Source organism: Streptomyces sp. TAA204, assembly GCF_000424965.1.
The window spans coordinates 125,256-139,634 of the sequence record NZ_AUKW01000002.1; the positions used below are offsets into that span (position 1 = coordinate 125,256).

The following is a 14,379-nucleotide window of genomic DNA, read 5'->3' on the forward strand; positions in this document are numbered from 1 at the left end:
GTCACACCTGTCCCAGAGCGCGCAGGTGCCCCTCGAAGGAGCCGGCGAGCGCGGTGAGCACGTCCTCGCCCTTGCGTGCGGAGGCCAGGGAGGGACGGCCGACGACACCCGAGTCCGTATAGGGGCCGAGTCCGAGGGTGTGCAGGTGCCTGCGGTCGTCGTGCAGCCAGTCCGCCGACTCGTACCCCTCGCGCACGGCGCCCGGCCGGGTGTGCAGCAGGATGGACGTCTCCAGCTCACCGGCGTGCATGTCGCTGCGGGCCGGTGTCTCCACGCCCGCCCCGGCGGCGGCCTCCTCCCAGTCGGCGCCGGTGGGGAAGAGCGCCATGCGGTACCCGTCGGCGGAGGCCTCCTGCACCACGTTCCGCAGCGCGTAGTTGCCGCCGTGGCCGTTCACAAGGACGAGCCCCTCGACGCCGGAGCGCCGCAGCGACGACGCGACGTCCCGCACGACGGCCATGAGGGTGCTCGCGGTGATGCTGACCGTTCCGGGCCAGCGCGCGTGCTCCTGCGAGCAGGAGATCGTCAGGGGAGGAAGCGGCTGCACCGGGTACGCGGCGGCGAGCCGGTCCACGACGGCGCAGGCGACGAGCGTGTCGGTCGCCAGCGGCATGTACGGCCCGTGCTGTTCGTAGCTGCCGACGGGCAGCACGGCGACGGTCGCCCCGCGCCGTTCCACTTCGGTGGTCGTCTCCTGCGGCAGCGCGTGGGAGGCGATGCGGTCCATGGATGTCCTGTTCCTTCGTGCGGGGCGCGGACACGGCGCCGCAGACGTCCGGTACGCGGTGAACCGCTCCTGCTCAGCGGCACGGTCACGCTCGCACAGAAAGACCACGGCCACCAGTCCCGCACGTCACGGCGGACGGCCGCCGAAGGCGCCGCGCACACGTACCCCAGGTCAGGGTCGGGTCAGGTCGGGTCAGGTCACGACGGGCGTACGCCTGCTCATCAACCGCACGTGCTCCGGGCCGAGTTCACCGACGGAGGTGACTCCGAGCAGCTTCATGGTGCGTTCCGTCTCGGCGGCGAGGATCTCGACGGCACGTGCCACTCCCGCCTCGCCGCCGGCCATCAGCCCGTAGAGATAGGCGCGTCCGACGAGCGCGAAGTCCGCTCCGAGGGCGAGCGCGGCGACGATGTCGCCGCCGTTCATGATCCCGGTGTCCAGCATCACCGTGCCCCGGTCGCCGACCGCGTCGACGATCCCGGGCAGCAGGTGCAGCGGAACGGGCGCGCGGTCGAGCTGGCGGCCGCCGTGGTTGGAGACGATCACGCCGTCCGCGCCGTGGGACATGACGAGTTCGGCGTCCTGGACGGTCTGGATGCCCTTGACGAGCATCGGCCCGTCCCACGTCTCACGTATCCACGCCAGGTCCTCGAAGGTGGCCGTCGGGTCGTAGAGCTTGCTCACCAGATCGGTGAGCGCGCCTTCGCCGCGTTTGTCGAAGGCGAACGAGTACGGCTCGGTGGTCAGGAAGTTCAGCCACCACTCCCAGCGGTAGGAGGCGTCGAGGAACGTCTTGAGCGTGAGCTGCGGCGGGATGGTCATGCCGTTGCGCAGGTCCCGCAGGCGGTTGCCGTTCACCGGCACGTCGACGGTGACGACGAGCGCCTCGTAGCCCGCCGCCTTGGCGTTGGCGACCAGTTCGCGGGAGAGTTCGCGGTCCTTCCAGAGGTAGAGCTGGAACCACTTGCGTGCCGAGGGCCCGCTCCTGGCGACGTCCTCGATGGAGGTGGTGCCCATCGTCGAGAGCGCGTAGGGGATACCGGCGCGCTGTGCGGCGGCGACCACGGCGCGTTCGCCCGCCGTGTGCATCATGCGTGTGAAGCCGGTGGGCGCCAGGCCGAACGGGAGGGCCGAGTGTGCTCCGAGCACGGTCGTGGAGGTGTCGGCGTGCTCGACGTCCCGCAGGATGCCCGGCCGGAACTCCAGGTCCTCGAAGGCTTCGCGCGCGCGGCGCACGCCGACCTCCCCGTCCGCGGCGCCGTCCGTGTAGTCGAACGGCCCGGCAGGGGTGCGGCGTCTGGCGATGCGCCGCAGGTCCTGGATGGTGTGGGCCGAGGCCAGCCTCCGCGCGGTGGCGTCCTTGTGCCGCGGTTTCATCTTCAGCAGGGGGGCGAGGTCCTTGGGGCGGGGAAGCCGCCGTGCGGGTGTCGTCATGGGGAAGCCCTCCGTGTGGCGCTGGTCGTGCCCGGACCGGCACGGGCTGCTCGTGCTGGGCGGTCTACCGTGTCGCCTCCAGCGCCGCGGTGACGCCCGAGTCCTCCAGCAGGGCGAGGAGTTCGGCGACGGCGTCCACGAACTCCTGCCGCTCGCCGAGCTGCTGTCCCAGGAACGCCTCGTCCTGCAGACAGGCGCGTGCCAGGTGACGTGCCCGCTGCGCCGGGCCGCCGGCTGCGGCGGCCTCGCCCAGCTCGCGCAGGCGGGCGGCTGCGGGGTCGGGGGGCAGGTCCGCCGAGCCGCCTGCCGTGGCACCGGGACGGGCCGCACAGGTCAACCACGCGGCGACCGTCAGGGCGAGCATGACGGGCACCCGCCCGCGGTCCAGGTGCCACAGGGCGGCGTCGGGCACGCGCTGAGCGAGCTTGAGGGAGCCGTCGCTGCCGACCTGCACGGTGCCGTGGGCCAGGCGGTGGTTGGCGAAGCGCTCGTCGAGCTCCTTGCGGTAGGCGGGGACGTCGAACCCCTCGGGGAGGGTGAGGGTGGGGACGTACTCGTCGCCGAGCCGCGCGGCCGCCGCGGCGATGCCGGGGTCGGCCGCTGCTTCGGCGATCAGGCCGCGGCCGGTGAGCATGCCCAGGTATGCCAGCAGCGAGTGGCAGCCGTTGAGCAGCCGCACCTTGACCGTCTCGTAGTCGTGCACGCGGTCGGTCAGGACGGCGCCCGCAGACTCCCAGGCGGGCCGTCCGGCGGCGAAGCTGTCGCTCATCACCCACATCGAGAACGGCTCGGCGGGCACCGGCACCTGGTCGGACAGGCCCGCCTCGGCGGCCAGCCGGCGGTGCGCGTCCGAGGTGGCCGGGACGATGCGGTCGACCATGGTGTCGGGGCAGCTGACGCTTCCGTCGAGGAAGGCCAGCAGTTCGGCACCGTCGCGCGGCGGCATGGCCTCGGCGAAGTCCCGCAGCAGGCCCGCCAGGGTGGTGCCGTTGGCCGTGATGTTGTCGCAGCTGAGCAGGGTGAGGGGGGCGCCGTCCCCGCGGGACCGGCGCAGCAGTCCGGCTGCCAGGCGGCCGACCGTGCTGTGCGGCGGGTGCCCCTCCAGGTCGTGGCGGATGCCGGGGGCGCTCGTGTCCAGGCGCCGGGTGCCGGCGGCGATGCCGTAGCCCTTCTCGGTGACTGTCAGGGAGACGATGCGGGTGGCGGGGTCGGCGATCTCCTCCACGACGCGCGAGGGTTCGTCCGCCGCGACGAACGCGTCGGTGATGGAGGCGACCTGGCGTACGTCCGTCTGCTCGGGGCCGAGCGTGACGACGCTGTAGCGCATGTCCTGACGGTGCAGGGCCTCCACGACGCCGCGGGTGCTGCCGGCGACGCCCGTGATCTGCCAGGTCTCCCCGGCGCGGGCGGCGTCCTCGGTGTAGACGGCCTGGTGGGCGCGGTGGAAGTTGCCCAGTCCGAGGTGGAGGACGCGGGGGTGGCTGTTCTCTGCCGTCAACGGCGCTCCTCGGCAGGGGACTTCACGGGTGCCGCATCTCCGTGGGGACCGGGATCGCTGCGGCTGCCGCGGGTCGGCACCTCCGCCTGGGCGGTCATCGGGACTCCTCGCGCGTGCTGTGCTGGTTGGTACTGGTCGTGCATTCCGACTCCCGGAACATGATTCCGTCAACTAGAATCCTCTGCAACCTATGAAGAGTCCCTGGTGGTGTCAATGACTTCTGCGCGGCCGTCTTCCGGCGCGACGGGCGACGGGGCCGGCCCCCGGCGCCTGCTCCGGCTGATCGACGCACTCTGCTCGTCGCAGGGACCGGCCGCGCTCGCCGGGCTCGCCGCCTCGGCCGGTCTGTCCAAGCCGACCGCACACCGCCTGCTGCGCGTGCTGACTGAGGAGGGCTGGGCGGTCGCGCACGACGGGGGCCGCTACAGCATCGGTCCCGCCGTACGGGCGCTGGGCGCGGCGGTGACCGGCTCGGGCAGCCGGGACAGCATCGAGCGCGTGATCGTCGAACTCCAGAAGGACGTACGGCAGACCGTCCACGTCGGCGTACGCAGCGGCGACCGCATCATCTACACCCACAAGGTGGAGGGTGACCAGCCCTTCGCCATGTCCTCCAGAGTGGGCATGTACCAGCCGCTGCACTCGACGGCGATCGGCAAGTGCATCCTCGCCGACCTCGACGAGGACGCGCTGAGCGAACTGGCCGGGCGCACGGGCCTGCCCGGACGTACGGACGCGACCATCACCACCCTCCCCGCTCTCCGCGAGGAGCTGGCGAAGGTGCGGGCCGAGGGCTATGCGCTGGACGAGCAGGAGAACGAGGCCAACGTCCGGTGCGTCGCCGTGCCGGTGCGCGCCGCGGAGAACCGGGTGATCGGTGCGGTCAGCATCTCGACGGTGACGTTCGTGGTGGCACGGGAGGAAGTGCTGGAGCTGTGCGAGGCGTTGAAGCGGACGGCCCGCAAGCTGGAGCCGCTCTTCGGGCACTGACGGCCGGAGCCCGGGGCACACCCCGGGCGGGCTCCGGCACGCGGGCGCCGGGCACGCTCAGGCCGCCCCCGGGCCGGACGGCCCCGGCTCCTGCTCCCGCAGTTCGACCTTGCGCACCTTGCCGCTGACCGTCATCGGGAACTCCGTCAGCACCCGCAGGGAACGCGGGATCTTGTAGTGCGCGAGCCGGCCCTCGCAGAAGGCGGCGATCTCCTCCCGCGTGGGAGGGTCGCCGTGGTCACGGGGTATGACGCAGGCCAGGATCTCCTCGCCGTACCGCTCGTCCGGCACCCCGACGACCTGCACGTCGGAGATCTTGGGGTGGGTGTGCAGGAACTCCTCGATCTCACGCGGATACACGTTCTCCCCACCGCGGATGATCATGTCCTTGATGCGGCCGGTGATGGCGAGGTAGCCGTCCTCGCGCATCACCGCGAGGTCGCCGGTGTGCATCCAGCGGCTCGCGTCGATGACTTCCGCCGTCCGCTCCGGCTCCTCCCAGTAGCCCAGCATCACCGAGTAGCCGCGCGTGCACAGCTCCCCCGGCTCGCCGCGCGGCACCGTCACACCGGTGGCGGGATCCACCACCTTCACCTCCAGATGCGGCAGCACCCGGCCGACGGTCGCCGTGCGCCGCTCCACATCGTCGTCCCGGCGCGTCTGCGTGGAGACCGGTGACGTCTCGGTCATGCCGTAGCAGATCGCCACCTCCTCCATGTGCATCTCGGCGACGACCCGCTTCATCACCTCCACCGGGCACGGCGACCCGGCCATGATCCCGGTACGGAGCGTGCTCAGGTCGTAGGAGGCGAAGTCGGCCAGCCCCAGCTCCGCGATGAACATGGTGGGCACCCCGTACAGGGAGGTGCAGCGCTCCTCCTGGACGGCCCGCAGCGTGGCCTCGGGCTCGAAGGAGGGCGCCGGGATGACCACACACGCGCCGTGACTGGTGGCCGCCAGGTTGCCCATGACCATGCCGAAGCAGTGGTAGAAGGGCACGGGCAGACACACCCGGTCCCGCTCGGTGTAGCTGAGCAACTCCCCCACGAAGAAGCCGTTGTTGAGGATGTTGTGGTGGGAGAGGGTCGCGCCCTTGGGAAATCCGGTCGTGCCGGAGGTGTACTGGATGTTGACCGGGTCGTCGCAGCTCAACAGAGCCTCCGCGGCCCTGAGCTGGTCGTCCGGGACGTCCTCGCCCGCGTGCGTCAGCACCTCCCAGTAGGGGGTGCCGATGTGCACGGTCTCCAGCAGCTGGGGGCATTCGCCGGCCACCTCCCGCGCCATCGCGCGGTAGTCGCTGGTCTTGTACGACGTGGAGGCGATGAGCATCCGCACACCCGACTGCCGGAGCACGAAGGCGAGTTCGTGCGTACGGTACGCGGGGTTGATGTTGACCATGACGGCGCCGATGCGCGCCGTCGCATACTGGACGAGCAGCCACTCCGGGCAGTTGACCGCCCAGATGCCGACCCGGTCTCCCTTGCTGATGCCGCGTGCCAGCAGCCCGCGCGCGAGCCGGTCGACGTCCGCGACGAACTGCGCGTACGTCCATCGCCTGCCCCCGTGGACGTCCACCAGAGCCTCACGGTCGGGGTGGGCCGCCGCGGTGCGGTCGAGGTTGCTGCCGATCGTCTCGCCGAGCAGGGGCGTCGTGGCGGTCCCGCTCGTGTACGAGAGCGCCGTGGAATGTCCGGTCACCGGGACCTCCTCGTCCGTGAGTGGTGGGCCTTAGCATCGTGCGAGAGTGATCGGGGTCTCACCACCCCCGAACGGGGGTGATGTGGCCGGGAGGTGGATGACATGACGGATCCGATCGAGGCCGGTGCCGTGCGGGCGGCGATGTCGCGAGTGCGCCGCACGTCGGGCCTGCCCGTGGTCTTCGCGGGAATGCTGGGCGACGGGCACGGCTTCCGTATCTCCGAGTTGACCGGCACCACGACGCACGCGCTGAGCGGTCTCGCCATCGCGCCGGGCAGCGGCCTGGGCGGCAAGGCGGTCGCACTGGGGAGACCGGCGTCGGTCTCCGACTACCGCTCCAGCCGTGTCATCAGCCACGAGTACGACGGGGCTGTGGCCAGGGAGGGCCTGCGTTCCGTGCTGGCGGTGCCCGTGGTCGTCAGGCGCCGCGTGCGCGGCGTGCTGTACGCGGCGCTCCGGGAGTCGCTCGAGCTGGGCGACCGTGCGCTGGAGAGCGCCGCCGACGCCGTACGCGAACTGGAACAGACCCTGGCCGTGCGGGAGGAGGCACAGCGGCTGGCTCAGGTGCCGCCGGCACCGGCGGAGGACACGGCCGTGTGGGAGGAGGTACGGGCGGCCCACGCTGAGCTGCGCACTCTCGCACAGCGGGTGCCGGAAGGCGCACTGCGCGAGGAACTCCTCGACGCCTGCGGCCGGTTGGCCACCGCATGCCGGACCGGACGCTCCGGGGAGCCGGGCCGCACCGTTGTGCTCACTCCGCGCGAGGTGGACGTGGTCGCATGTGTCGCGGGCGGCGGTACGAACGCGGCAGTCGCGGAACGCACGGGGCTGCGGCCGCAGACGGTGAAGGCGTATCTGCGCTCGGCCATGCGGAAGCTGGGCACCCATACACGGCTGGAGACGGTGGTGGCCGCACGCCGGGAGGGGATCATCCCCTGAACGGGGCGGCCGGGTCTCACCCGACGACCGCGTGCAGGACGAGGATGGCCAGATCGTCCTCCACCGGCTCCGGGCCGAAGTCGTGCGCCGCCTGACGCACCCGCTCCGCAACCGCCATGGCACCCATGCCCACGCACCCGGCCAGGATCCCCGCCAGGCCGTCGTCGTCATCCAACTGCCGGTGGCCGCTGCGGCGTTCGGTCACTCCGTCGGTCACACACAGCAGCGTCTGGCCGGGTTCGAGGTCGAAGGCGTACGCCGCGAACTCGGTGCCCTCGTCGATGCCGAGCAGCATCTGCGACTCCACCACCGTCTCCACACGTCCCCGGGCGGTCAGCTTCAGCGGCGCGGGATGGCCCGCGCTGGCGATGGTGCAGTGTGCACCGCCCGCCCGGAGGTCGGGTTCCAGCTCCCCGTACACCAGGCTCAGGAACCGCGGCTGGGCGGCCTCCCCTCCGACGGCCACGGCCTCGGCGCCCTCCTCGGCCATGGCGGCGTTGAGGCGGCCGAGCACCGACTCGACGCCGCGGGCCTCGCGCGCGAGCAGCCGCACCAGGTGACGGGTCAGCCCGGTGACGGACATCGCCTCGGGGTCCTTGCCCTGTACGTCGCCGAGGAGGAAGCACCAGCGCCCGTTACCCATGGGGAAGAGGTCGTAGAAGTCCCCGCCGACGGTCTGGCCGCGGGCGTGCGGCTCGTAGACGATCGCCGATTCCACTCCGGGAGGGCTGGCGAGCGACGGGGGCAGCTGTCTGCGCTGCAGCGCGCGGCTGATGCTGGTCTGCCGTGTGTACTGGCGGGCGGTGAAGACCGCCTGCGCCACCCGGCGTGCCACGTCCTCGACCGTGCGGGCGACGGAGTCGGTCGTCTCCGCCGGCCCGCTCCGGCCGATGATGAGCGACCCCAGGCATGAGCCGCCCGCGACCAGTGAGAACGCCAGGGCCGAACCGCTCGTCCCGTTCTCGTCCGCGCCCTGGGGCCAGGGCCAGGGAATGCCCGCCGTCCGCAGCGTCGCGGGCGGCGGGTCCGGCTCCAGCGCGAAGCGGAGCGCGTCCACCCGCCGCTCGTCCACGTGCCAGGCGCGGGAGAGCCGCATCCCGCCGTCCTCGGTCTTCAGCCACACGGCGCACCAGTCCGCGAGCCGCGGCACCAGCAGCTGGCCCGCCAGGGCTGCGACCATGTCCTCGTCGAGCTGCCCGGAGAGCAGTTCGCTGGCCTCGGCCAGGAAGGCGCCGCCGCGGTCGGCCCACTCGGCGGTCCGTCGGCGGTCGGCGCGGGGGGCGGTGGAGAAGATGTCCGCCGCGTTCAGCTCCCGGTGCAGGGCCTCGCTGAGCGTCCCCGCCGGCCTGGGCACGATCTCGGAGACGGCGAGGCGGAACCACACGACCTTCTCGGTGCGCCTGTAGGTCACCCCCCAGGACTCGGCGAGTGCCCCCACGATCTGGATGCCCAGGCCACGCCCGCCGCGGCGGGCGTGGGTGTGCCCGGGGATGCGGCCTCCGGGCTGCCGGTCGGCCACCTCGACCAGTACACCGGTGACCTCGCCCTCCGCGGAGGGGCGCTCGCCGTTGCCTTCGTGTTCCGCGCCGGGGCCCGGCTGCGCCGTCTCCAGGCCCACGGCGATCTCGATGTCGGTGCCCGCGTGCATGAGGGCGTTGGTGACGAGCTCGCTGACCAGGAGTGCGGCGTCCTCCGCCAGACGGTCGACCGTCCGGCGTGCGGTGGGTGTGGCGGCGGCGCGCTCCTCGATGGATGCGCGTACGAGAGTGCGGGCGCGGGACGGGGCCAGCTGGGTGGCGGGCAGACCCGTCCGCGACACCGGGTCGCTCAGGCCGGAGAACGGCAGTCTCACGGGTCTCTCCTGACTCGGATGAGATAGCACCAAAGCCACTACAATAGGATAAAGGCCGTACCTCCAGGACGCTTGTGAATGGGGTGCCATGGGAGACCAGCACAGGCAGCCGGTACGCGAGAGCGATCTGCGTCCACTGCTGGGAGCTATGAGGTCGCTGTCGGACGGGGACTTCTCCGTACGCGCGGCGACCGAGGCCGAAGGCGTACTGGGTGAGATGGCCGGGGTCTTCAACCAGATCGCGGCCCGTAACGAGCACCTGTCCTCGGAGCTGCGGCGCGTACGGCAGGAGGTCGCCAAGCGGGGACAGCTGGACGAGCGTGTCAGCGCGAGCCCGGGCCAGGGGGCCTGGGCCGTGAACGTGCAGGACGCCAACCAGCTCGTCGACGCGCTGGCCGTGCCCGTGGCAAGGGCGACACGTGTGGTGGAGGCCGTCGCCGGCGGGGACCTGACCCGGCACGTGGAGCCGCACAACGGCGACCGCCGCCCGCAGGGGGAGCTGGGGCGGCTGGGCAGCGGACTGAACCGTCTGGTCGATCAGCTCTCCATGTTCACCGGTGAGGTCACCCGCGTCGCACGCGAGGTCGGCACCGAGGGACAGCTCGGCGGACGGGCCGACGTCGGGGACCTCTCCGGCGACTGGCGGCGCGTGACCGAAGCCATCAACACGATGGCCGAACAACTGACCAAGCAGGTCAGGGACATCGCGGGGGTGACCACGGCGGTCGCCCGCGGTGACCTGACACAGAAGGTGACGGTCAAGACGGCCGGTGAGCTGCTGGAGCTGAAGCTCACCGTGAACACCATGGTCGACCAGCTCTCCGTCTTCGAGGAAGAGGTCACCCGGGTCACGCACGAGGTCGGCACCGAGGGCAACCTCGGCGGACAGGCCGAGGTCAGGGGGCTCTCGGGTGTCTGGAAGAAGCTCACCGACAACGTGAACCTGATGGCCTCGAACCTCACCTCCCAGGTCCGCAACATCGCCCAGGTCTCCACGGCCGTCGCCCGCGGCGACCTCAGCCAGAAGATCACCGTCGACGCCAAGGGCGAGATCCTCCAGCTCATGGGCACCGTGAACACCACGGTGGACAAGCTCTCCGCCTTCGCCGACGAGGTCACCCGCGTCGCACGCGAGGTCGGCACCGAGGGCAACCTCGGCGGACAGGCCGAGGTCAGGGACGTCTCGGGCGTGTGGAGAGACCTGACGGACAACGTGAACCTGATGGCTTCGAACCTCACCTCCCAGGTCCGCAGCATCGCCCAGGTGGCCACCGCCGTCGCCGAGGGCGACCTCAGCCAGAAGATCACCGTCGACGCCAAGGGCGAGATCCTCCAGCTCAAGACGACCCTCAACACGATGGTCGACCAGCTCTCCGCCTTCGCCGACGAGGTCACCCGCGTCGCACGCGAGGTCGGCACCGAGGGCAACCTCGGCAGACAGGCCCAGGTCAGAGACGTCTCGGGTGTCTGGAAGGACCTCACCGACAGCGTCAACTCCATGGCGCTGAACCTGACTTCGCAGGTCCGCAACATCGCCCAGGTGACCACCGCCGTCGCCAACGGCGACCTCTCCAAGAAAATCGACGTCGACGCCCGCGGCGAGATCCTGGAGCTGAAGGACACGGTCAACACGATGGTCCACCAGCTCCGCGCGTTCTCGGACGAGGTCACCCGCGTCTCCCGCGAGGTCGGCACCGAGGGCAACCTCGGCGGCCGGGCGCAGGTGCACGGCGTCTCCGGGGTCTGGAAGGACCTCACGGACAACGTCAACTTCATGGCCACGAACCTGACTTCGCAGGTCCGCAACATCGCCCAGGTCGCCACCGCCGTCGCCAACGGCGACCTCTCCAAGAAAATCGACGTCGACGCCCGCGGCGAGTTCCTGGAGCTGAAGACCACCCTCAACACGATGGTCGACACGCTCTCCTCCTTCTCCTCCGAGGTGACCCGCGTCGCACGTGAGGTCGGCAGCGAAGGGCAACTGGGCGGGCAGGCCCGCGTCGAAGGCGTGTACGGCACCTGGAAGGGCCTGACCACCAGCGTCAACGAGCTCGCGCTGAACCTGACCACGCAGGTCCGCGCGATCGCCGAGGTCGCCAGCGCCGTCACCCAGGGCGACATGTCCCGTTCCATCTCCGTCGACGCGCGGGGCGAGGTCGCGGAACTCAAGGACAACGTCAATCTGATGGTGGGGAATCTGCGGGAGACCACCCGCACGAAGGACTGGCTGGAGTCGAACCTGACCCGTATCGCCGGTCTGATGCAGGGTCACCGCGACCTGGTGGAGGTCGCCGACCTGATCCTGCGGGAGCTGACACCGCTGGTGAACGCGCAGGCCGGGGCGTTCTTCCTGGTCGGGCCGGCCGGAGCGCCGGGTGAGGAGCTGGAGTTCATCGCCGGGTACGGCATCAGCGGCCCGGACGAGAGCGGAGCGCAGGCCGAGTCCAGGCTTCGGGGCCTGATCGCACAGGCCGTCGCCGAGAAGAAGCGCATCCTCATCGAGGACGCGCCCCCGGACTACGTGCGCGTGGAGTCGGGGCTGGGCGCGGCGCCCGCCGCGAACATCCTCATCCTGCCGATCCTCTTCGAGGACCGTGCCCTCGGCGTGATCGAGGTGGCCTCGTTCAGCAAGTTCAACGAGATCTACCTGACCTTCATCGACCAGTTCGTGCACACCATCGGGGTCTCGATCAACACCATCATCGCCAACGCCCGCACCGAGGTGCTGCTCTCCGAATCCCAGCGGCTGACCGCCGAGTTGAGGCAGCGCTCGGACGAACTCCAGCGCACGAACGCCGAACTGGAGGAGAAGGCCGCCCTCCTGGCCACCTCCTCGCAGTACAAGTCGGAGTTCCTGGCGAACATGTCGCACGAGCTGCGCACCCCGCTCAACTCGCTGCTGATCCTGGCCCGCCTCCTGGCCGACAACCCCGACGGCCGGCTCTCGGAGCAGGAGGTGGACTTCGCCAACACCATCTACCGGTCCGGCTCGGACCTGCTCCAGCTCATCAACGACATCCTGGACCTGTCCAAGGTCGAGGCCGGACGCATGGACGTACGTCCCAAGACGCTGCCGCTGACCAAGCTGCTCGACTACGTGCACGCGACGTTCCGTCCCATGACCATCGACCGCGGCCTCGCCTTCGAGATCGCGGTCGGCGAGAACGTGCCGCGCGAGCTGTTCTCGGACGAGCAGCGGATCCAGCAGATCCTGCGCAACCTGCTCTCCAACGCCGTGAAGTTCACCCACTCCGGAGGTGTGGAGCTGCGGGTGGAGCGCGTGACGACGCGGGAGTTCGAGGAGGAGACACTGCGGGAGGCCGAATCGGTGCTCGCCTTCTCGGTCAAGGACACCGGCAGCGGCATCCCGCCGGAGAAGCTCGCGGTGATCTTCGAGGCGTTCCAGCAGTCCGACGGCACCACGAACCGCAAGTACGGAGGAACGGGGCTCGGCCTGTCCATCAGCCGCGAGATCGCGGGACTGCTCGGCGGCCGGATCGACGTCGACAGCGAGCAGGGCGTGGGCTCGCGCTTCACCCTGTACGTCCCTGCGATCTACCCCGGCACCGTCTCCACCACGCCGGAGCCGACCGCGACGGAGCCGCCGGTCGCCAGATCGGCCGAGCGGCCCGCGGTCACCACCGCTCGGGAGGACGCGCGGGCGGTCACGTCCCCGCCCGTTCCCGCCGCGCTGCCGGAGCCTGCGCACGAGCGGACCGAGCAGGCCGGGCCCGCACCCCGGGAGACGCCCCCCGCGGAGACGGAATCCGCGGGACGCACTCCCACCGCGTGGCCCGAACCCGCCGGACCCGCTGCCGGCGCACCCTCACGCCCCGCCGGGCCGCCCTCCCCCGGCTCGGCCGCCGGCGCCGCCACCGCAGCCGGGCCCTCCACGGCGGGCGAGGAGGGCCACGACGACACCTGGCCCGAGACGACGCAGCTCAAGCGGTGGCTCAGCGGGGAGCCCGGCCGGATCCTGTCGGGCAGCAACGTGCTCATCGTGGACGACGACATCCGCAACGTCTTCGCGCTCACCCACGTGCTGGGCCGCGTGGGGATCTCCGTGAAGTACGCGGAGAACGGCCGTGAGGGCCTGGACGTGCTCGACCGTTCGCCCGAGGTGTCGATCGTCCTGATGGACATCATGATGCCCGAGATGAACGGTTACGAGGCGATCCGCAGCATCCGCCGGACGCCCCGCCTGGCAGGTCTGCCGGTCATCGCGCTCACGGCGAAGGCCATGTCGGGCGACTCGCAGAAGGCCCTCGACAGCGGCGCCGACATCTACGTCCCCAAGCCGGTGGACCTCGACGAACTGCTCGGGGCGATGTACCGGCTGCTCCGGCCGCGGTCCGGCTCCGGCCCGCAGCCCGCGCCACCGGCCTCCGGGAGCGCGCAGCCGCCCGCTGCTCCCTCCCCCAACGGCGGCGGGCCGGCGGCGGAGGACGACGGGGAACGCGCGCACCACACCGGAGAGGCGTCCGGTGACGAGGGCAGCGACTCCCCCGGGGCCGCGCCATGACCGCGCTCACACCCGACAGGTCCAGCATCCTGATCGTCGACGACATGGAGGAGAACCTCATCGCGCTGGAGGCCGTACTGGGGCCTTTGGACCAGCAGCTGGTGACGGCACGTTCGGGTGAGGACGCGCTGAAGGCCATGTTGCGCCAAGACTTCGCGGTCGTACTGCTCGACGTCCTGATGCCCGGCATGGACGGGTTCGAGACCGCCAGCAACATCAAGCGGCTCGACCAGACCAAGGACGTGCCCATCATCCTGCTGACCGGCACCGATGTGGACGCGGACTACGCCTACCGTGGTTACGCCCTGGGCGCCGCGGACTTCCTCTCCAAGCCGATCGACCCGTGGGTGCTGCGCACCAAGGTCAACGTGTTTCTGGACCTGGACCGCAAGAACCGTCAACTCGCTGTTCAAGCTGAGCAGTTGCGCCGCCTGCTGGTGGCCGAGCAGTCACCCGGCAGGGCGGGCAGACCGACGGCGGAGGGCCCCTTGGAGGGCACTCTGCCCGACGCTACGGGCGAGCCCGGCACCCTGGGCGCCGGGGCGGGAGGCGCGGAACGGCTGGCGGAGATCACCGAGAAGCTCGTCCAGATCGAGCTGCTGCTGCGCGACCCGGAGACGCACAACGCGCCCGAACTGGCGGACCGTGTCGCCGAGCTGGAGCAGTTCGTGCGCACCCTGGCGGGGAACGGCGGGGCAGCGGCGTAACCGTTCGCGCAC

Annotated in this window: 9 protein-coding genes; 4 read left to right on the forward strand and 5 right to left on the reverse strand. The window is 71.0% G+C overall.

Annotation, left to right across the window (positions count from 1 at the left end):
- Nucleotide 1: 1 nt before the first annotated feature.
- The 3 genes from H343_RS0103345 to H343_RS28680 all read right to left on the reverse strand — a co-directional run bounded on the left by H343_RS0103345 (nucleotide 2) and on the right by H343_RS28680 (nucleotide 3,659).
- Entirely contained in the window at nucleotides 2-727 is a 726-nt protein-coding gene (locus tag H343_RS0103345; protein ID WP_028429972.1) for a creatininase family protein, read from the reverse strand.
- Nucleotides 728-919: 192 nt separating this feature from the next.
- A complete protein-coding gene (locus tag H343_RS0103350; protein ID WP_028429973.1) occupies nucleotides 920-2,161 on the reverse strand; it encodes an alpha-hydroxy acid oxidase in 1,242 nt (413 codons plus the stop codon).
- Between the two features lie 64 nt (nucleotides 2,162-2,225).
- A complete protein-coding gene (locus H343_RS28680) occupies nucleotides 2,226-3,659 on the reverse strand; it encodes a mannitol dehydrogenase family protein (protein ID WP_051264548.1) in 1,434 nt (477 codons plus the stop codon).
- 213 nt (nucleotides 3,660-3,872) lie between these two features.
- Between H343_RS28680 and H343_RS28685 the strand changes: the two genes are divergently transcribed.
- Nucleotides 3,873-4,649, forward strand: coding sequence for an IclR family transcriptional regulator (locus H343_RS28685; RefSeq protein ID WP_051264549.1), 777 nt, complete (start codon nucleotides 3,873-3,875; stop codon nucleotides 4,647-4,649).
- 57 nt (nucleotides 4,650-4,706) lie between these two features.
- On the opposite strand, the gene H343_RS0103365 is transcribed toward H343_RS28685, so the two are convergent.
- Nucleotides 4,707-6,347: an AMP-binding protein gene (locus H343_RS0103365; RefSeq protein ID WP_028429974.1), complete on the reverse strand. Its 1,641-nt coding sequence runs from the start codon at nucleotides 6,345-6,347 to the stop codon at nucleotides 4,707-4,709.
- A 102-nt stretch (nucleotides 6,348-6,449) separates the two neighbouring features.
- On the opposite strand from H343_RS0103365, the gene H343_RS0103370 reads away from it, so the two are divergent.
- Nucleotides 6,450-7,286, forward strand: coding sequence for a LuxR C-terminal-related transcriptional regulator (locus H343_RS0103370; protein WP_028429975.1), 837 nt, complete (start codon nucleotides 6,450-6,452; stop codon nucleotides 7,284-7,286).
- 16 nt (nucleotides 7,287-7,302) lie between these two features.
- On the opposite strand, the gene H343_RS0103375 is transcribed toward H343_RS0103370, so the two are convergent.
- Nucleotides 7,303-9,228 (reverse strand): ATP-binding SpoIIE family protein phosphatase, encoded by a 1,926-nt coding sequence (locus H343_RS0103375; protein WP_078504979.1) that lies wholly within the window; start codon nucleotides 9,226-9,228, stop codon nucleotides 7,303-7,305.
- Here H343_RS0103375 and H343_RS28690 point away from each other — a divergent pair.
- Together H343_RS28690 and H343_RS28695 are read left to right on the forward strand one after the other, a co-directional pair.
- Nucleotides 9,227-13,660 (forward strand): HAMP domain-containing protein, encoded by a 4,434-nt coding sequence (locus tag H343_RS28690; RefSeq protein ID WP_051264551.1) that lies wholly within the window; start codon nucleotides 9,227-9,229, stop codon nucleotides 13,658-13,660. The two genes, H343_RS0103375 and H343_RS28690, sit on opposite strands and share 2 nt — an antisense overlap.
- Entirely contained in the window at nucleotides 13,657-14,367 is a 711-nt protein-coding gene (locus H343_RS28695) for a response regulator (RefSeq protein WP_037902248.1), read from the forward strand. The genes H343_RS28690 and H343_RS28695 overlap by 4 nt, the downstream gene beginning before the upstream one ends.
- Nucleotides 14,368-14,379 lie beyond the last annotated feature (12 nt).